At 30.5% G+C, this 18,695-nt stretch carries 22 protein-coding genes and 1 tRNA gene; 7 read left to right on the top strand and 16 right to left on the bottom strand.

The features are described from left to right. Positions 1–623 precede the first annotated feature (623 nt). The 6 genes from AC2D8I_RS07235 to AC2D8I_RS07260 all read right to left on the bottom strand — a co-directional run bounded on the left by AC2D8I_RS07235 (position 624) and on the right by AC2D8I_RS07260 (position 5,117). A complete protein-coding gene (locus AC2D8I_RS07235) occupies positions 624–1,109 on the bottom strand; it encodes a GNAT family N-acetyltransferase (RefSeq protein ID WP_484705321.1) in 486 nt (161 codons plus the stop codon). Positions 1,110–1,437: 328 nt separating this feature from the next. Beyond that, positions 1,438–1,983: a hypothetical protein gene (locus tag AC2D8I_RS07240; RefSeq protein WP_484705322.1), complete on the bottom strand. Its 546-nt coding sequence runs from the start codon at positions 1,981–1,983 to the stop codon at positions 1,438–1,440. A 3-nt stretch (positions 1,984–1,986) separates the two neighbouring features. Then, positions 1,987–2,688, bottom strand: coding sequence for a hypothetical protein (locus AC2D8I_RS07245; RefSeq protein ID WP_484705323.1), 702 nt, complete (start codon positions 2,686–2,688; stop codon positions 1,987–1,989). Positions 2,689–2,706: 18 nt separating this feature from the next. After that, positions 2,707–3,363, bottom strand: a complete 657-nt coding sequence (locus AC2D8I_RS07250; RefSeq protein WP_484705324.1) for a DUF2589 domain-containing protein — start codon at positions 3,361–3,363, stop codon at positions 2,707–2,709. A gap of 449 nt (positions 3,364–3,812) precedes the next feature. Next, positions 3,813–4,364, bottom strand: a complete 552-nt coding sequence (locus AC2D8I_RS07255; protein ID WP_484705325.1) for a DUF2867 domain-containing protein — start codon at positions 4,362–4,364, stop codon at positions 3,813–3,815. 414 nt (positions 4,365–4,778) lie between these two features. Further along, positions 4,779–5,117 (bottom strand): toxin-antitoxin system YwqK family antitoxin, encoded by a 339-nt coding sequence (locus AC2D8I_RS07260; RefSeq protein WP_484705326.1) that lies wholly within the window; start codon positions 5,115–5,117, stop codon positions 4,779–4,781. 51 nt (positions 5,118–5,168) lie between these two features. Here AC2D8I_RS07260 and AC2D8I_RS07265 point away from each other — a divergent pair, with 51 nt between their 5' ends. After that, on the top strand, positions 5,169–5,336 hold the full coding sequence (locus tag AC2D8I_RS07265) for a hypothetical protein (RefSeq protein ID WP_484705356.1): 168 nt from the start codon (positions 5,169–5,171) through the stop codon (positions 5,334–5,336). Between the two features lie 195 nt (positions 5,337–5,531). Here the strand turns inward: AC2D8I_RS07265 and AC2D8I_RS07270 are convergent. Next, a tRNA-Met gene (locus AC2D8I_RS07270) sits at positions 5,532–5,605 on the bottom strand. Positions 5,606–6,226: 621 nt separating this feature from the next. Here AC2D8I_RS07270 and AC2D8I_RS07275 point away from each other — a divergent pair. Beyond that, positions 6,227–6,613 carry an START-like domain-containing protein gene (locus AC2D8I_RS07275; RefSeq protein ID WP_484705327.1) on the top strand — a complete coding sequence of 129 codons (387 nt, stop codon included), beginning with the start codon at positions 6,227–6,229 and terminating at the stop codon, positions 6,611–6,613. A gap of 58 nt (positions 6,614–6,671) precedes the next feature. After that, the gene (locus AC2D8I_RS07280; RefSeq protein ID WP_484705328.1) at positions 6,672–7,514 is read left to right on the top strand and encodes an aminotransferase class IV; all 843 of its coding nucleotides are present in this window, start codon (positions 6,672–6,674) and stop codon (positions 7,512–7,514) included. Here the strand turns inward: AC2D8I_RS07280 and AC2D8I_RS07285 are convergent. From AC2D8I_RS07285 to AC2D8I_RS07305, 5 genes are all read right to left on the bottom strand, one after another. Then, a complete protein-coding gene (locus tag AC2D8I_RS07285) occupies positions 7,511–8,071 on the bottom strand; it encodes a YqgE/AlgH family protein (protein WP_484705329.1) in 561 nt (186 codons plus the stop codon). The two genes, AC2D8I_RS07280 and AC2D8I_RS07285, sit on opposite strands and share 4 nt — an antisense overlap. A gap of 122 nt (positions 8,072–8,193) precedes the next feature. Next, positions 8,194–8,466, bottom strand: a complete 273-nt coding sequence (locus AC2D8I_RS07290; RefSeq protein WP_452598299.1) for an HU family DNA-binding protein — start codon at positions 8,464–8,466, stop codon at positions 8,194–8,196. Between the two features lie 194 nt (positions 8,467–8,660). After that, on the bottom strand, positions 8,661–9,605 hold the full coding sequence (fmt, locus tag AC2D8I_RS07295) for a methionyl-tRNA formyltransferase (protein WP_484705330.1): 945 nt from the start codon (positions 9,603–9,605) through the stop codon (positions 8,661–8,663). Positions 9,606–9,662: 57 nt separating this feature from the next. Next, positions 9,663–11,558: a RecQ family ATP-dependent DNA helicase gene (locus AC2D8I_RS07300; RefSeq protein ID WP_484705331.1), complete on the bottom strand. Its 1,896-nt coding sequence runs from the start codon at positions 11,556–11,558 to the stop codon at positions 9,663–9,665. Then, the gene (locus AC2D8I_RS07305) at positions 11,559–12,101 is read right to left on the bottom strand and encodes an AAA family ATPase (protein WP_484705332.1); all 543 of its coding nucleotides are present in this window, start codon (positions 12,099–12,101) and stop codon (positions 11,559–11,561) included. Between the two features lie 93 nt (positions 12,102–12,194). Here AC2D8I_RS07305 and AC2D8I_RS07310 point away from each other — a divergent pair, with 93 nt between their 5' ends. The 4 genes from AC2D8I_RS07310 to aroQ all read left to right on the top strand — a co-directional run bounded on the left by AC2D8I_RS07310 (position 12,195) and on the right by aroQ (position 15,136). Continuing rightward, a complete protein-coding gene (locus AC2D8I_RS07310) occupies positions 12,195–12,488 on the top strand; it encodes a DUF493 family protein (protein WP_484705333.1) in 294 nt (97 codons plus the stop codon). 144 nt (positions 12,489–12,632) lie between these two features. Then, complete coding sequence (locus AC2D8I_RS07315; RefSeq protein WP_484705334.1) at positions 12,633–13,286, top strand: DUF4290 domain-containing protein; 654 nt, start codon at positions 12,633–12,635, stop codon at positions 13,284–13,286. An 8-nt stretch (positions 13,287–13,294) separates the two neighbouring features. Then, positions 13,295–14,605, top strand: coding sequence for a UDP-N-acetylglucosamine 1-carboxyvinyltransferase (gene murA, locus AC2D8I_RS07320; protein WP_484705335.1), 1,311 nt, complete (start codon positions 13,295–13,297; stop codon positions 14,603–14,605). A gap of 114 nt (positions 14,606–14,719) precedes the next feature. Next, positions 14,720–15,136 carry a type II 3-dehydroquinate dehydratase gene (gene aroQ, locus AC2D8I_RS07325; protein WP_484705336.1) on the top strand — a complete coding sequence of 139 codons (417 nt, stop codon included), beginning with the start codon at positions 14,720–14,722 and terminating at the stop codon, positions 15,134–15,136. 95 nt (positions 15,137–15,231) lie between these two features. On the opposite strand, the gene AC2D8I_RS07330 is transcribed toward aroQ, so the two are convergent. The 4 genes from AC2D8I_RS07330 to dnaX form a co-directional block, all read right to left on the bottom strand. Continuing rightward, complete coding sequence (locus AC2D8I_RS07330; protein WP_484705337.1) at positions 15,232–15,618, bottom strand: hypothetical protein; 387 nt, start codon at positions 15,616–15,618, stop codon at positions 15,232–15,234. 92 nt (positions 15,619–15,710) lie between these two features. Beyond that, the gene (locus AC2D8I_RS07335) at positions 15,711–16,292 is read right to left on the bottom strand and encodes a MiaE family protein (protein WP_484705338.1); all 582 of its coding nucleotides are present in this window, start codon (positions 16,290–16,292) and stop codon (positions 15,711–15,713) included. After that, positions 16,279–16,851 (bottom strand): hypothetical protein, encoded by a 573-nt coding sequence (locus tag AC2D8I_RS07340; RefSeq protein ID WP_484705339.1) that lies wholly within the window; start codon positions 16,849–16,851, stop codon positions 16,279–16,281. The genes AC2D8I_RS07335 and AC2D8I_RS07340 overlap by 14 nt, the downstream gene beginning before the upstream one ends. A gap of 21 nt (positions 16,852–16,872) precedes the next feature. After that, positions 16,873–18,606 (bottom strand): DNA polymerase III subunit gamma/tau, encoded by a 1,734-nt coding sequence (gene dnaX, locus AC2D8I_RS07345; protein ID WP_484705340.1) that lies wholly within the window; start codon positions 18,604–18,606, stop codon positions 16,873–16,875. Between the last annotated feature and the right edge of the window lie 89 nt (positions 18,607–18,695).

The raw sequence follows: 18,695 nt of genomic DNA on the forward strand, positions 1-18,695 counted from the left end.
TTATATTAATTTTTTTGTTCCTTTTTCAGAAAAAACTAATTCATTATTGATTTTTCCTAAAGTTAAATATTTTGGAAAATCATATTGAAAATATCCATTTTTTTAACACTTTTCAATCTGATTAGGTTCTCAAATAATCGGTAACCACTCGCAGATTTTTGTTTGTTTGTTATAGTTCTTTTTCCGTTTCGCTTAATAATTCGTTCAGTTTAGGTTTTACATAATCCTTGTTTAATAAAACAGTCATATAATTTGTTGGTTTTATTTTTTTACAATGTGTTATTTTTTCACGCCTAAATAGCGGCGATATTTGCGGAACGATTGAAAATGTTGAAGCAAGATATAAGCTTATGAAAACAATTAGAGTCTTAAATTTTAATTTCGTATTCCATTTTTTAGAAATTATTAAACTTACTAAATAAACAAATCCACCAATTTGAGTTAATACAGTGAGAAAAATAGAAAGAAATATTTTATATGTTACTTTTAGTGAGGGTTTCAATTTTGAGTTCTAATTTTAAATGCTAGTTAAGGGATTTTGGTTTACACGGCATTAGTTTTTATCCTTGTTGATTGTTTATTAGATGCTTTTAAGTAAAGCAACTCCAAAACATTTCACTTTTTTACTCAGGGTTATTTTTTAATTCCATGTGTAGCGTTGGATAAGGTTTCCCTGTAGCATCCAATTCGGAGCGCTTAATTGTTTCAAATCCGTAATGTTTGTAAAATCCGACTGCTTGTTCATTCTGTTCGTTTACATCAACTTTTGTTACACCTAATTGGTCAATTGAATAGTTTAAAAGCGTTTTTCCAATCCTTTTTCCTCTATATTCAGGGTGAATAAATAACATCTCTAAGTTTTGGTCAGCCACTCCAAGAAAGCCAATTATTGTTTTATTATCTCTTATACATCTTAATTTAACTGTATTTAAATAAGTATTTAAAATTAGTGGTTTAAAATATTCGATATCTTCTTCTTTTAGGAAGTGATGTGTTGCCCGAACTGAAGCTTCCCAAAGTTTAACTACATTTTCATATTCTTTTTTCTCTATAGTATCTATTTTGTATATCATTTTCTGTAATATTAGTTGATGGGGTATCGTTTCCACAAGCTAAGGATTAGGGTTTATCTTATATTAGTTTTTAATCTTTCCGATTGTTGTTTGTTTTTTTAGCTGTTTTTTATCAAACCAACTCAAAAATACGGTTCTATACAAGACTTTCCAAATGCCTTTTTATGGATTCAATATCGATAAGTTTTCTTTTTAAAGCGACAGAAATGAGTGTTTGTTTTGAAAGTTATTAAAGAGAAAAGTGAAAAACTGAATTTTCTATTGTTAACAAGAGAAGCTTATAATGATGCACATAGAATCATTTTGGTTTAAAATTAGGTGGTTTTATTAAGTTTTTAGCTCAGTGCTTTGTTGTTGTTTTATTTTATAATTCTATTTCTTCAGCAAGTATTCTTATTACATCATATTTTCCAATTAATGCTATTGCACTATTTATACTAGGCCGTACTTGCTCATGCGATTTAAATTGAATAAGTAGAGATTCCATAAATGCTGTAAAATCAGTTTTAGGATTATAATTTATCATACCCGCATCTTTTGCGGGTATAAGTATTTGTTTAACAAGCGTTCTTACTTGATTTAGTTTTTCGTTTAGCTCATTACTTTTATCACTTAAAATTTGTTGTACAGGTTGAATACTTAATAAAGCCGCTTGATTTATCTGTTTGCGTTTTTGTTTGCGTTTTTCAGTAGGTAAACTATAGCTGGATATTATGGAAGCTCTATGTCCTGCTATTTCTGCACATTGAGTAAAATTATATTTTTTAAAAATTGATTCTAGGTCTTCTAACCAATGAAGCCATGTTTTTAAAATATAATTGTCTTGTTTTCCAAAAGAAGTGACAATAGCTGGAATTTCAAATAATTTTTCTTGAAGCACATTTGCTGGTTCAATAACTGATTTTTTCATAATTTATTCAGGTAAAAGACGAGATTCTAAATCTCCATTAGTATTTTCGGAAGTGCACCATTCCATACCGTCTTCAAATAGTTTCATTTTAATTCGCAGAATATTTTCGTTAGGTATTTCCCGTAACTTTGAAGCCTCAACTACTACATTAGCATCTTCTAATTGATTTTTTGCTTCTTTAGCTTGAATACTTTTGTATAATTTTTCTTTTAACGAATTTTGAAATATCGCTTTAGTTTTAGGGACATTCTCAACTTCTAGTTTATCGTATTCTATTGCTTTTAGAAAAACATCACTCATTTTTTCTTCATACTTTTTAAAAGCTTCTTCTTTTGAAATGCTTGCTTTTAGATTTTGTTCTAATTCTCTAGAACTATTTGCTATTTCAGAATTGAGTAATTTTGATGTTTTTCTAGTGAAAGAAGCAACTTTTGCGACATCTTTCATTGTGTTATAAGAATATGAATTGAATGACTTATTATCAATAGGTTGATAATCTTTTACTGGGCTTTTATTCAAACTATCTATTGCAATTGGGATATCCAATTCTATGTCTTGTGCTCTAAATCTTGGGATTGAAAAATGTTTTAATAATTCGTCATTAGCATAAGCTTTCGCGACTTTGGCAGACTCAATGTCTGCCATTACTCGCGCTTGATTTATGCTAGAGATTAATGTTCCTAAGTAATCATTTAACTTTATCATAATTTTCGTTGTTTAAAGTTAGGCTGCTACCTCTCTATTTGTACTTGCAATACTATCTTCAAGCATTGTTAGTACTCTATCAAGTCCAGCAGGAATTTCATCATTTACAACTTTTACATTAACGCCTAAATTATAGGTTTTTTCTACATTAACTCCTCTTGTAGAGGTTCTTTTATAAGATGCGCTTGCTTTAAAATTAACCATTTTATAGTTAATTCCTAATTCGGCGCTTGCTGCAAATTCACTAGAGACACTAGATGTTTCTGTAGAGGTTAGTTTTGCATTAAAATCTATGGTCATTTCATCTATACGTAATGCCGGAATAGTAAGCATAGTAAGGAAAGGGACTTTTATAGCAATCTCATTCTCCAAGAACTTATTTGCAACATCAATAGTTGATGGTATTGCGGTTTCTGATTCGGCAACCCTTCCTTCGTCTTTTAGGTTTTTTAGAGATTTTCCATAATCACTATTTGCTATAGATTTTTTGTAATTAAAATCTACATATCGCAATTCAGATGGATTTGTTCCTGTACCTGGCTTAAACCCTACTTCTTGAATAAATTTTACTTGTGACATTGCCGCTGCATGTTGTGCTTGCACCGCTGCTTGTAATGGTCCTCCAATATAATTATTGAAGTCCAAACTGTTTAATTCTGCTACTAAATTTGGCATAATAAATAATTTAAATTCTCCCTACTCTTTATAAAATTAGGATTTTCGGGTTACTCCTTTAAGTTTTTAAATCAATTATAAATTTATACAGTAAGGGATATAAATTAGTTACAAGTTGACAATCAGGTTAATTCAATCGATTGTGTATTTGTTTTAATTGATTATTCAAAATTAGGGGAGTAGCAAATAATAACTGAGGGGTAAAACCCCCTTTTTCAAGAAGGATTTAGGCCTTTTTTTAGTTAAATTGTTTCAGAAAAGCACTTCGCTATAATGTGTGGTAACGTTTTGAATAAAAGATATTAACGTCCTTTATATTTTGCTAATAGCGGCTTTAGTTATTGCTATCTAAGCTTATCTATGATCAAGACTATAGAAGTAATTTAGTAAAAAAATTAAATATATTTGATTTGCTTTTTTGCCACAACTGTTTGTGACGTTAGTTATTCTTACCAATTTTTGTTAATTAAACTTAACTCCATTTTATTTAAAATTTTTTTCAAGTAAAATCTATGAAATGGTTTAATAATTCCAAAATACAAATTGCCAAACTTGTTATTAATTACTACAGTGGTTGCCATTTCTAAATTAATTGTGCCGTTATTTTTATAAACAATAAATGAAAGTTTAAAATCTAAGTGGGAATCATTCTGCCCTGTTAATAATTCTTTGTCATTCTTGTCCAACACTTCAAAAAGTGCTATGCTGTCTCCTACATTTCCTTCAAACTTGTGCAGCTTTTCAATTCGGGTTCTCTTTTTTGATTTTGGAGCGGTTTTCAATCCTAATAATTGAGCAATAAATTCTCTTGTGTTGAGTAAAATTTTAAATGACTTTGGAAATGAAAGAAAAAAAGCGATCATTAAATCTTTTGGCTCAGGTAAATAATTCAATCTATTAGAAACAAGTCGGAAGTTATCTGAAAAAGAAGCTTCTGAAATATTTTCATTGATTAAATAATCTGGAGAAAACCCAACCGCTATAATTTTGTTATGAATCATCTATTTTTAATTAATGCCAACGATTGGCTAAACTATGTTTTAATGCCGTTGAGGCTTTGTTATATACAGTTCCCCTCAAAATAGTTAAAAAATGTTCAAGGGAAACTGTATTTGTCAAAATCATTTGATGCAGATTATTATTTGTATGAGAGTTTTCATTTTAATGTTCGTTAAGAACATGGTTTACACTTTTTAAAGATAAGGGTTTACATTAAATTAGTTTCTAGCTTTATTAATTATTTCTAAGCTGCTTTTCCTTAAAGTAATCCAAAAATATGTTTCTATAAAAGATTTTTCAAATGTTTTTTATAGCTTCAATAATGCTGGTCTTAACAAAGTAAAAGCCTATGTAAAAGGAACTTTTGAATGTTTTATAGAACTACGTAAAGGTTTTCCGTGTTGGCAGCAGTATTTCTATTTAACGAGGTTTCTATTTTTACCCCATTGTTTATATTCATTTGTGTCAAAATTTTTAATTGATTGAATATTCCCGTTTGGATAATATCTTTTATGAATTCCTATTTCCTTACCTTTTAGAAATTCTAATTCATATTCTACATTTTTATTACCAAATCTGCTGATACACTTACCATTTGGTAATCCATTAATAAAATTTTGTTGGCATGCTATTACTCCATTATTAAATTTTGATGTAATTGTTCCATTGAATAACGAGTCGTTCTTGTGTAAAATGAAATTAGAATCTGAATACCCTCTGAAAGATTCTTTTCTGTTCTCATTATAATATTCCATAGTCCTTCGGCTATTCGAAGAGCATATGATCTGGCACAAGAATTAAGAAACATCTTCAATACTGCTACTTCCATTAAAAGAGTTTACACTAAATTAATAGATTGGTATAAAGATGTAGAACAAACAGGATGTAAAGTATTCAGTACTTTAGCCAATACTATAAATTATAGAGCAATACTGAACTATTTCATTAATCGAAGAATCAATGCTTTAATATAGCCTTTTAATGCTAAAATTAAAGGCTTTAGAGGAGTGAAAATGCAGAGTGCTTTCTCTTTAAATCAACCAGAATTTTTGCTTAAACACAACTTTTAGGATTGACCAACAATTAGTCTTGATCCATTATACGGTTGAATTTTATAAGACATAAAAAAAGGTGTTTTATAATAAAAATAAAACACCTTTTTTAACTTGTAGCGAGAGGGGGGTACGATCCCCCGACCTCCGGGTTATGAATCCGACGCTCTAACCAACTGAGCTACCTCGCCGTAATTTTGAGAGTGCAAATATATAAACAAATTTAGATAGAGCAAATAAAAAAGAAAAGAATTTCCCGTATTTTTTATGTAACATTTTTAATGCGTTAAAAAATAGCGCAATACTAAATTTTAAAGTGTAAAAAAATGAATATAGACTGTTTATACTGCGAAGCAGTATTTGTAATCTTTCCTATAATATTAGAACTGCTTAGTTTAAACAAAAAATTAAGAGTTTCTAACTAAGTTAATAAAACACAGGTAATTTTTATAGCTTTATTGTTTTCGGTATAAAGATCGTTATAAGTAAATAAGAGTTTTTTTTAAAGAATAGAATCAAGTTGCTAAAAAATATTTTTTATTCTAATAAAATGTAAAATATTATTAAGAGTTATTTTGCTGCTTAGATAAAGCGATTTGTTTAATCGGTTAACTGTTTATTTGTAGATTACTAGACTATAAACAACGATGAAATACATAGGTTTAAATAAGTTATAACCTGTATTTATTACAGTAAAAATTTAATATAGAAACTTTAAACTCTTCTTTCGTTTAAGATTAGGCGAATAATTTTTTTTACCAAAAATTAATGTATATATTGAACAAAATAAATACAAAGAATATACATACTACATGGAAGATAAAACCAAATATGAATTAGAATTTCCCATACATGCTTCACCTCAATTAATATATCAATATATATCTACACCATCTGGATTATCTGAGTGGTTTGCAGATAATGTTAATTCAAGAGGCGAGTTATTTAAGTTCATATGGGATGGCGCCGAGGAGCAAGCAAAATTAATTACAAAAAAGAGTGGAGAGCGTGTAAAATTTAGATGGGACGCAGAAGAGAATGAGTCTTATTATTTTGAAATGCGTATTCAAGTTGATGAAATAACAAAGGATGTATCCTTGATTATAACAGACTTTTCAGAAGAAGATGAAACAGAGGAAAATAAAATGTTATGGGAAAATATGATTTCGAATTTAAAACAAGTATTAGGGTCTACATAATAACATAAAAAGAATTTAAATTTTATATTTGTCCTAAAGAAATTTTAGGACTTTTTTTATGGTAAATTTTAATGGAACAGTACAAGAAGAAACTTGTATTATAGATATAAATAATAGAGGGTATGCTTATGGAGATGCCCTTTTTGAAAGTGTAAAAGTATCTTTTGGAAAACTTATGTTTTGGGAAGATCACTATTTTAGGTTAATGGCCTCTATGCGTATTATGCGTATGGAAATTCCAATGTCTTTTACCATGGAGTTTCTTGAAGAAGAAATTTTAAAATTGTTAAAAGCAGCTAATTTACTAAAATCATCGGTAAGAATAAAATTGATGGTTCATCGTGATGTTGGAGGATTGTACCTTCCAGAAAATGAAGGGGTTAGTTTTTTGATTTTCGCCAAAGCATTAGCGCATGATTTTTATCTGTTAAACGAGAATAAATACGAAATAGACCTGTTTAAGGATTTTTATATTTCTCCTTCTTTGTTATCTACTTTAAAAACAAATAACAAAGCGCTTAATGTAATAGGGAGTGTTTACGCTAAAGAAAATGATTTGGATAATTGTTTGCTATTAAATACAAATAAACATATCGTAGAAGCTTTAAACGGGAATGTGTTTATAGTGAAAGACAATAAGGTCAAAACCCCTCCATTAACAGATGGGTGTTTAAATGGTGTTATGCGTAAACAAATTCTTAATATTATAGAGTTACTACAAGAGTGGACTGTAGAAGAGTCGGTGATATCTCCTTTTGAACTTCAAAAAGCAGATGAGATATTCATTACAAATGTTATAGTGGGTATACAGCCAATTACAAAATATAGAAAGAAAGAATATAACAATACTTTTTCAAAGTTATTATTACAAAAACTAAATGTAAAAGTCAGGTTGAGTTAGTTGTAGTTTGGGTTTTCAGGCGCATTAGACCAGATACTATAATCGCCACCCAATTCAACCATTTTTTCTTTCCAGAAGTATTCGTAATCCTTTTCTATTATGGCATTTTTGTCAATATTTTTGGTGACAACCCATGCGTTAGATTTTAATTCACTTTCTAATTGATTGATTTCCCATCCAGAGTAACCTAAAAAGAATTTGATGTCTTTTTCATTTATTTTACCTTCAGATATAAGACTTGCAACCTCGCTGAAATCGCCTCCCCAGAAAATTCCTAAAGAAATTTCTATGCTGTTGGGAATAAGATGAGGCACTTTATGAATAAAATATAAGTTATCCTGCTCTACAGGACCGCCATTATAAACTTTATACGAAGCATTTATTTCAGGAACGAGCTCTTTTATGGTGTAGTCTAATGGTTTGTTAAGAATAAAACCTATAGAGCCTTCCTCTGTATGATCTGTTAATAGTACAACGGATCTATTAAACGATAAATCTCCGATTATAGAAGGTTCTGCGATTAACAAGTCTCCTTTTGTTGGTTTAATTAAAATCATTTTTGAGAGAGTTTGATACTTAAATGTAACCTTTATTTATTAAATAAACAATATTTTTATTAAAGAATAAACTAAAAAAGCCTCCTTTACAGAAGACTTTTGTAAATTATATGATGTGAAAATTAGTTTACAGCATTAGCTAAATCAGAACCAGCTTTAAACTTAACAACGTTTTTAGCTTTGATTTTGATTGTCTTTCCTGTTTGTGGATTTCTCCCATCTCTGGCAGCTCTTTTAGATACTGACCATGATCCAAATCCTACTAATGAAACTCTATTACCTTTTTGTAAAGCGCCTTCAATTTCAATTAACGCACATTCTAAAGCTTTCTTTGCAGCAGCCTTAGTAATTCCTGCGTGTTCTGCCATTGCATCGATTAAATCTGTTTTGTTCATAATTTAAATTTTAATTATTAATAAAAAGTTGGTTAAACATTAATTGCATAAATTCTTTTACAAATTTATACGGATTATGCTACTATGCAAGTAATAGCAAGGGAAATAGCGATATTTGTTAATAACTTTAATTATTTGTTAATAAAGAAAGTGTTTTTTTTTGCTTTTTTTATATTATCAGTAATAATAAGGCTTTAGAGCATTTTTGCATCATTTCTAAAAGTATAACCATTTAAAAGTGATTTTATATCCATCGCTCGTTTACCAGGCATTTTTATATTTGTTATTTTTATAAAACCTTCTTTAACGGCAACTTTTACTTCTTTTTTTGTGCTAAGGATACTTCCAATACTTAAATTATGTGACTCTAATTCCTTTTCGGCTGAGTATATTTTTACATCTAGAGTTTCATTATTTAATAATACACTCCAAGCTGCAGGATAGGGACTTAATCCTCTAATTTTGTTGTAAATGGCATCTATTGATGCATTCCAGTCTATCTTACAGTTTGTTTTGTTTAATTTATAAGCTGTTTTAATATCAGTATCGTTAGCTTGAGCAGTCGTTTTAGCTGTATTATTTTCTATTAGTTTTACAGTTTTTACAACCAGTATACTTCCTATGTTCATTAGCTTGTCGTGTAGACTTCCTGCATTTTCAGAAGCTTCTATCTCTATTTCTTCCTGAAGAATCATAGCGCCAGTGTCTATTTTTTCATCTATAAAAAATGTGGAAACTCCTGTTTTTGTTTCTCCATTTATAATGGCCCAGTTTATAGGAGCAGCACCACGATAATTAGGCAATAAAGAAGCATGAAGGTTAAAAGTACCATATTCTGGCATTTTCCAAACCACTTCTGGTAACATTCTAAATGCGACTACAATTTGTAGATTCACATTCAATGCTTTTAGTTTCGTTAGAAAACCCTCATCTTTTAAATTGGTAGGCTGTAAAATATTTAATTCTTTTTCTTTTGCAAATGTCTTTACTGCAGATTCATTTAATTTTCTTCCACGACCAGCAGGTTTGTCTGGAGCTGTAATAACACCTACTATATTGTAGTCGTGTTCTAAAAGTGTTTTTAAAGTGGTCACTGCAAAATCTGGAGTGCCCATAAATACTATTCTTAAATCTTTCATTGGTATTATTTTTTAATAATGAAGTAATTGTAATCGTTATTGGACTACATTAGCTCATTATATATGCGCTAATTTATAGGTGTTTGTTTTGGTTATACTTACAATCTTATGTTCTAGCAAAAGTTTTAACGTGTCGTTTATTTGTTTTTCAGAGAAGGCTGAATTTTGAAAAAGTTGTCTAGACGATAAGTCGGTATGTTCAAGAGCTTTAATAATATAGCTTTTTATTGTTCTGGAGTCGTAATGTTTTGTTGTTTTTATACAAACAGAGCAAATTCCGCAATTCTCATTATTTTTTTCCTTAAAATAGGACAGGAGTTGAACGCTTTTACATACAGTATCGTTGGTCACATAATCTAAAACCGATTGTACTTGTTTTTGACGTAAGTTGTTTTGTTGTTTTATTATAGTACTAATTCTATTAATTGTTTTATCATCTTCTCTTGGCTGCAAATATGTAATTTGTGCATCTGTTTTAGAGTGTTTTAATGTAATAATCTCTGCTTTTTCTAGTTGAACTAAGAGATTAAGTAGCGCTTCTTCTGTTATAGCGGTTTTGGTAGCGATTAAACTGGTGTTTATTTTTGTTTCCTGCTCAAAAATGCCGCCATAGGTTCTTAAAATAGATTTTACGAGTATGCTAATCTCTGGATGCGTATCTAAATAATTAAATAATGCTGTATTGCTAACGGTAAATTGAACAAGGGTTTTGTTATTAAATTGTTTGGAAAGGTTAATAACGCTTGTGCGGTCTAATAAAAGTAAAGCATTATGGGTTACAATAGTATTAAATTGGTATGTTTTGCAAAAGTCATTAAAATTGAAGTCATAAGTTTGATCTACCCCTTCACCATAAGGGACTTGAAAATAGCTACTAAGTTTCCTGTAAATTGTTTTTATAAAAGTGATACTTGGTAAGACTTTTAAAAACTGATTTTGTACAAGCTGTTCATCATTTTTATTTTTTAGAATAATAGCAAAAGCTTTTTTGCCATTTCTACCCGCTCTTCCTGCTTCTTGAAAATAACTTTCTATGCTATCTGGTAAATTTATATGAATAACTGTTTTTACATCAGGCTTATCTATTCCCATACCAAAGGCATTGGTGGCAACCATTACTTGTTTTTGGTTCGTCATCCAAAGACTTAGGTTTTCGTCCTTTTCTGTATTCGATAGCCCGCCATGATAATAGGTCGAAGAGAATTTTTTGCGTTCTAAAAACCGACTGATGTCTAATGTTGCTTTTCTATTTCTAACATAAATAATAGAGGATTGCGGGTTTTTTTTTAAGATGGCTTCAATCCTATAGTATTTGTCTTCTTCATTAAAAACCATATAGGCTAAATTAGAGCGACTAAAAGATTGCTTAAAGAGTTTGGGTTGAATAAAATCTAATTCTTTTACGATATCGTTTACAACCTCGGGTGTAGCGCTGGCGGTTAATGCTATAACATTAACGCTGGGTTGAATTTCTCGTAATAACGTAATGTTTTTATAAGCAGGTCTAAAATCATTACCCCATTGTGAAATACAATGTGCCTCGTCTACAGCAATTAAATTTACATTCATTTGACGTATACGATCTTGTACAATGTCTTGTTGTAAGCGTTCAGGAGACAAGTATAAAAATTTATAGTTCCCATAAATACAGTTGTCTAAAAGAGTGTCCAATTGAGAATAGCTAATACCACTCGTTAGCGCCATTGCTTTTATGCCTTTGTCTTGTAATGATTGTACTTGATTTTTCATAAGAGCAACCAAAGGCGAAATCACAATACAAATTCCTTTTTTTGAAAGTGCTGGAATTTGGAAACATAAAGATTTGCCGCCACCAGTAGGAAGTAAAGCAAATGTGTCTTCGTTATTAGAAACAGCATTTATAATTTCTTCCTGAAGCGGTTTAAAGGATGTGAAATTCCAATAACGTTCCAGTATGTTTATAGGATGTTGCACTTATAGTGTTCTTGCTATATTTAAAATATGTTCTGCACGTGCTTCTATAGTATCAAAAGGGACGTCTATTAACTCGTAATTATAGTTTGTGTACGTTTTTAATAGGCTTTTATGAATTTCTACAGCTTGATCAAAGCTTTCATAGCGTTCGCTATCATTTGTGAAAATTTCTTGCCATGGCGCAAGAATGAATACACAATCATAGGTGTATTTATTGCATGCATCTGAAAATGAGTTTGGATAATTATCACCACTATAATCCATATAAGCTACAATATCAGGAATACCACGATCTAGAAAAACAAATTCAGCAGTACTATTTTGCGCATCTATATGTTGTTGTGTTCTGCTTTTTAGAAGTAATTCACTAAACAATAATGGTTTGGTTAAGAACAACTGATCTATTCCCTTTTTACGGGCTTCTAACGTAACCTGCCGCGACACTTCCTCAAAGCATGTGTATCCTTTTTTTATAAGTTCATTAATTAGGGATGACTTTCCTGTTCCTGGACCTCCGGTTATGACAATTTTCTTTGTATTCAATTTTGGTAAGATTTTTGACTGTAAAATTCGGAATTTAAATGGTATAAAAAAAATGCAAAGTAAATACTATCTTTGCAGACTAATATAAAGTATATGAGTAAGCAACAAGACCCCAAGGCATTTTATGAAAAACTTAGAGAGCAGTTGTATGAGACTTCTTTATGGCCTTCAGAATATTTATACAAATTTATAGTTAAATCTGAAAAAAAAGAAATTGCCAAAATTGAGGAGATATTCGATAATATAGGTGCTGTAATTAAAACAAAAGAATCTAGTAATGGAAAATATACTAGCATTTCTATAAATGTATCAATGAAGAATCCTGATGGCGTGATTGAAAAATATTTAGAAGTAACTGAAAAAGTAGAAGGGGTAATCTCACTTTAATGTATTGTTTTTTAGTTTATTATGTTTATTTTAAGCGATTAGTTATTAATAACTATAGATTAACATAAACTATAAACAATTTTTTGTATTTTGCGCAAGCATAGAGACTTCAATGCATAAGACATTAATTCTACACTTTTAATTTTGATATACGATATAGAATACAATACAGAGCGCGAGCATTTAATTATTCCAGAATATGGACGACATGTTCAGAAAATGGTGAATTTTGCCAAAACACGCGAAACCAAAGAAGAACGAAACAAAGTCGCTAAGGCTATAATAGCGGTAATGGGAAATTTACAGCCGCATTTACGCGATGTTCCAGACTTTCAACATAAACTTTGGGATCAATTGTTTATAATGTCTAAGTTTGAATTAGATGCAGACTGTCCTTACGACAAGCCTTCAAAGGAAGCTTTGGAAGAGAGACCAGAAGTGTTGGAATATCCTCAAAATTTCCCTAAATATCGTTTTTATGGGAATAACATAAAAACAATGATCGATGTTGCCATTACTTGGGAGGAAGGGGAAATGAAAGAAGCGTTAACGTATACTATTGCAAACCATATGAAAAAATGTTTTCTCAATTGGAATAAGGATACTGTAGAAGATTATGTGATATTCGATCATTTGTATGAACTGTCCAAAGGAGAGATAAATTTAAAGGATGCTAAAGAAGAGCTTAGAGATTCTACCAGTTTATTGCGTAGCAATGCTAAGAAAAAGTATACCAATGCTAAAAAAGGACCACACAAAAAAAATAATAATTCCAATCGTAATAAAAAGCGCTATTAACATAGTATATGGGAACATTTAAAATTGAAGGAGGCCATAAATTAAAAGGCGAAATCCAACCTCAAGGTGCAAAAAATGAAGCACTACAAATATTATGTGCTGTACTTTTAACGCCAGAAATTGTTACAATACATAATATTCCTGATATTATAGATATCAATAAGTTAATTGTGCTTTTAGGAAATTTAGGTGTAAAAATTAATAAATTAGAAAAAGGCGCTTATTCTTTTCAAGCTAATGATTTAGATTTAGACTATTTGGAGTCTGAAAAATTTAAAGAAGAAGGCAAAGGATTAAGAGGCTCTATTATGATTGTAGGCCCTCTTTTAGCGCGTTTTGGTAAAGGTTATATTCCTAAGCCAGGAGGAGATAAAATAGGACGCAGGAGATTAGATACTCATTTTGAAGGGTTTATTAATCTAGGTGCTAAATTTAGATATAATCGTGAAGATTATTTTTATGGGGTAGAAGCCGAAAGATTAAAAGGAGTCGATATGCTTCTAGATGAAGCTTCTGTAACTGGAACAGCTAATATTGTTATGGCAGCGGTACTTGCCGAAGGTACAACAACAATTTATAATGCTGCTTGTGAGCCTTATTTGCAACAGTTGTGTAAAATGCTAAACCGAATGGGGGCTAAAATCTCTGGCGTAGGATCTAACCTATTAACCATCGTTGGTGTTAAGGATTTAGGAGGAACAACGCATCGAATGCTTCCTGATATGATTGAAATTGGAAGTTGGATTGGTTTAGCTGCAATGACCAAAAGTGAGCTAACCATAAAACATGTAAGCTGGGACGATTTAGGTCAAATCCCAAATGTATTTGCTAAATTGGGAATTACTTTAGAAAAAAGAGGAGATGATATTTATATTCCAGAACATAACGAGGGCTATGAAATTCAAAACTATATAGATGGTTCTATTTTAACTATAGCAGATGCGCCATGGCCAGGCTTTACTCCAGACTTATTGAGTATTGTATTAGTGGTTGCTACACAAGCAAGAGGTGAAGTATTGATACATCAAAAAATGTTTGAAAGCCGTTTGTTTTTTGTAGACAAACTAATAGATATGGGGGCAAAAATTATTCTTTGCGATCCGCATAGAGCAACAGTAATGGGCTATGATTTTAAATCACAGTTAAAGGCAACGACTATGGTTTCTCCAGATATTAGAGCTGGAATTTCATTATTAATAGCTGCATTATCTGCAAAAGGAACATCAACTATTCATAATATCGAACAAATAGATAGAGGTTATGAACATATTGTTGAACGTTTGCAAGCTATAGGAGCTAAAATAGAACGCGTGTCGTAAATAAATTTATAGCTAAAAAAATAGCTTCAATTTTAATTGAAGCTATTTAAGGTTATTATTTGTGTTTTTGGTTAAACAATAGTTTTACTTTTATTAAATTATAATTTGTGTATTGTGAGACGATTAATTATTATTAACGGCCCTAATTTAAACTTATTAGGGAAACGCGAACCAAACATTTATGGGAGCTTATCTTTTACAGAATTTTTGAATACAGTAAAAGAAAAATATTCTAATATAAGTTTAGATTATTTTCAATCCAATATAGAAGGAGAAATAATAGATAAATTACAAGGGGTAGGCTTTAATTATGATGGTATTATTTTAAATGCTGCTGCTTATACACATACTTCAGTCGCAATAGGAGATGCTGTTAAAGCAATTGAAACTCCAGTTATAGAAGTTCATATCTCTAATACTTTTTCTAGAGAGGCATTCAGACACCAATCTTATGTTTCTCCCAATGCTAAAGGTGTTATCCTAGGCTTTGGTTTACAAAGTTATGAATTGGCAATACAAAGTTTTATTTAAAAATATTATTTGTAAAAAAATTCAAGATAATTTCTTGTAATAAAACATAAAATTATCTTGAATTATAATGTTAACTTTTACTTTGTCTCGTTATTTTAGTCCCTGGGCAAATGATGCATTGTAAGTGTAACTTTTGCATCTTGATATAAAGTATTTAAGACTAATTTATCTTTGGAAATAGAAATGACCTTCATTTTAGTATTTCCCTTATCACTTAATGCTATGCTGTTAGAGGTCTTAATATATTTCCAAGTTGAAGTTTCTTTCCCTTTAGGAGAAGCCATAATATATTTGCCATTACTTTTAAATTGCATATAAAAAAGAGCTTGTTCTTTAAAAGGAATGTTTGTTTTTTGGTCTCCCTTTTGTATCATTTCTACATTCCATCTACCATCTACAAGAAAGTCTATATTGTCGTTTGTAGTGAGGTTTTTTGTTGAAAAGGCACTGATTGTAAGTAGGATAATTGTTAAATATTTCATTTTTGGGGGTGAATTAGTTATAATTAATATTAAATATAAACAAATTATTATTATAGCGTGTTTAAATGATTGCTTTTATTTAAGATGAAACCTTAACCATGTACTGTTTCAGATTTGCCTAAATCCTTCATAATCTCAGCCTCAAAAGTTAATAAATCTTGCCATTTTTTATCTACTTCTTCTCTTACGCCATATTGTCTAGCAAAGCCTAGGAACATCGTATAATGATTTGCTTCACTAACCATTAGATTTTTATAAAACTCAGCTAAAGATTTATCTTCTAATTCTTCAGAAAGCAATCTAAAGCGTTCACAACTTCTAGCTTCTATTAAAGCGGCATATAATAACCTGTGTACTAGTTGTGTTGTTCTACTACCGCCTTTTGGAAAAAAGGTAATGAGCTGTGAAACATAGCTGTCCTTACGGTCTCTACCTAGTGTCCAGCCATTTTCTATAATTTTATCATGAACCATTTTAAAATGACTTATTTCTTCTTTAACCAAGGCTATCATTTCTTGTACTAAATCTGTATACTCTGGAAAACTAACGATTAAAGAAATAGCTGTACTAGCGGCCTTTTGCTCACAAAAAGCATGATCTGTTAGAATCTCTTCTATGTTTTTTTCTACTATATTTACCCAACGTGGATCTGTTGGTAATTTAAGTCCTAGCATAATTATAATTATTTTTTTGTAATTGATAGCTACCGTTTTGGTCTATAATTAAATAGAGATGAGAACAATTTGCTGTTCTTGGAATGCAATTAGAAATAGTTAAATATATTGTATTAGTTTCTAAGGATTTTTCATGATCTACAGCGACCTCTTTAATTATAGATTTTTCAATGTTTTTAGCATCTATAGTATGTTTTTTTAAAAAAAGAGAGTCTATGGTCTCATTAAAAAGCAGTGTTTCGTTTTTGTAAATGGAGACCTCAGAAATAAATGTCCTAAAAAAATGCTTATGAGTTATCGTCTCTTTTTTTGTGGTTTGTAATACAGAGGATTCCATATCCGAATATGTTTTTATTTTTACTTTAAATCCATTATTTAAAATGGTATCTGTAACTTTTTCAGTATATCCATCTGGTATATATTTCACATATTCAGAAAAACGATCTAAAAGCTGATGCGCTTTTAAAAGTTCAGGGTTTGTTTTCTTAGCACGTTTACTACCATCACAGCTAATCAATCCTATAGTAGCAGTTAATAATATGATTAGTAATTTGTTCATCTTATGTTCTGTAAGCCATATTTAAATATCTAAATCGAAAAGATTACGTAAGAGTTCTATATTAGGGTTTATCTCTTTTAGTTTTTCATATTTTTCATCAGGAGTATAAGCAAATTTTTTCTGTATTTCTTCATTAATGCTAATGCTTAAACTAATATCATAATTACTTAAAGTCTTACGTAAAAACTGCATTAAATCAAATTGTTGGCGCTCAACCTCGACTTTGTTGGTTGAGTTAGGGAACTCTATATGTATTGTGGTGCCTTTTAATTTTGGTCTGTCAATGCCTAGAATCGAGGCAAGGTTCATTTTTCCATCTTTTCTTAAACGCTCTATAAAGGTGTTCCAAGCTTCTATAAGTTCATCTTCAGAAAAAGGTTCTCGTGGCAGATTCTCTTCATCTACCACAACATCCATTTGTTTTATTTGGTGTTCTTTTTTTGCACGAATACTACTTAAGGAGAGGCCGGAACTAAGCCTTTTACTTCTGTTTAAAACAATTTTTGGAGGTGTTTTTACGGCTTGAAAAGCAGGATTTACGCCCCCTTTAGAAACGATAGTGCTTTTTTGTTCCTTTTCAATTGAAGACGCATTAGTGCTAGCGTCTTTTTTAGGTTTAGAAACAGGGATAGGCGTGATACCTATTTTTCTAAAGTAAGACGGTGGAATTATGTAATGTTTGCTATTTTTTTTTTCTCCATCAAAAGTGATAGAGGAAAGTTGCATTAAACATAGTTCAACGAGTAATCGTTGATTTCTACTGGTTTTATATTTGAGATCACAGTCGTTAGCGAGATCAATACCTTTTAGTAAAAAATCTTGCGATGCTTTTTTCGATTGTTCTAAATACTTTGCTTTAGTTTGTTCGCCAACTTCTAATAAAGGTATGGTTGATGGATTCTTGCAAACCAAAAGGTCTCTAAAATGAGAGGCTAAACCTGCAATATAATGATGACCATCAAATCCTTTGGATAAGGTTTCATTGAATTGAATGAGAAGTTCAGGAATTTTATTCTCTAATATATAGTCAGTGCTTGTAAAATAAGTTTCGTAATCTAATACATTTAAATTTTCGGTAACGGCTTGCCTTGTTAGGTTGTTTCCAGAAAAACTGACAACACGATCAAAAATAGACAAAGCGTCACGCATTGCCCCATCTGCTTTTTGAGCTATAATATGCAAGGCATCATCATCAGCAGTAATGTCTTGCTCTTTAGCAATGTATTTTAAATACGCTTTAGCATCTTTAACAGTAATGCGTTTAAAATCAAAAATTTGACAACGGGATAGTATGGTAGGAATTATTTTATGTTTCTCTGTAGTTGCAAGTATAAAAATACAATGTTTTGGGGGTTCTTCTAATGTTTTTAAAAAGGCATTAAAAGCAGCTTGAGATAACATATGTACCTCATCTATAATATAAACTTTATATTTTCCTACTTGGGGTGGGATGCGAACCTGGTCTGTTAGGTTTCTAATGTCATCAACCGAATTATTAGAGGCGGCATCTAATTCAAAAATATTAAAGGCGTAATCTTCATCATTAGTTTCTGTGCCATCGCTGTTTATCATTTTGGCTAAAATACGGGCACAACTTGTTTTTCCAACACCTCGAGGTCCTGTAAATAATAATGCTTGCGCTAAATGATTATTTTCAATAGCATTTAATAACGTATTTGTGATCGCTTGTTGTCCAACAACATCCTTAAAATTTTGAGGTCTGTATTTACGAGCCGATACTACAAAGTGTTCCATTGTTATTTACTGAATTTACTACGCAGCAAAGTTAAAAAAATACGATAAGACTTAATCTTATTAAGATTTAAATTAATCAAGAGTTATTA

The organism is Lacinutrix sp. YIN62 (assembly GCF_057219185.1).